General features: G+C 49.9%; 1 protein-coding gene. It reads right to left on the bottom strand.

Features of this window, described 5'->3' with window-relative positions:
- A partial coding sequence (locus ACTXGO_RS15145; RefSeq protein WP_443575100.1) for a transketolase-like TK C-terminal-containing protein occupies nucleotides 1-797 on the bottom strand: 797 nt, incomplete at both ends.

Raw genomic sequence — 797 nt, forward strand, 5'->3', positions numbered from 1 at the left:
GGCATAGAGACCACACGGACGCCAACGCCATTTTCGCTAAGCGTTTGATGCGCTTGCATCGCAAGGCCAACTTCTGACCCTGTGGCAATGATGATCGCTTTTAGCTCGCCTTGCTCTTTGGCTAGCACATAACCGCCTTTATTGATGTTAGCGACTTGCTCACTGTCACGTGCTTGATGTGGCAAGCTTTGACGGCTAAAAATCAGTGCTGATGGATTATTCTCAGACTTAATCGCTTCCACCCAAGCAGTAGCAGATTCGGTCGCATCACAAGGACGCCATGTGCGTAGATTTGGTGTCGTGCGTAGGCTAGTCAGTTGCTCAACGGGCTGATGCGTTGGGCCATCTTCACCCAGACCGATAGAATCATGCGTGTAGACGTGGATGATACGTTGCTTCATAAGCGCGCCCATACGTACGGCATTACGCGCGTATTCCATAAACATCAGGAATGTTGCTACGTAAGGGATAAAGCCGCCATGCAATGCGATACCATTGGCAATCGCGGTCATACCGAACTCGCGCACGCCATAGTAGATATAGTTACCGTCAGCGTCAGTTTCGATGCCTTTCGCGCCTTTAAATAGTGTCAGGTTTGAGCCAGCTAGATCCGCTGAACCGCCTAATAATTCAGGTAATAATGGCTGTAGCGTATTAATCGCATTTTGACTGGCTTTACGACTAGCGACTTCACCGCCTTGCTCTTGGGTTTGCTGGATGTAGTCTTTTGCTTGAGTCTCAAAGTCGGCTGGTAGCTCGCCTTCTAAACGGCGCTTTAGCTCACTTGCTAGCTCTGG

The organism is Psychrobacter sp. T6-1, assembly GCF_052258445.1.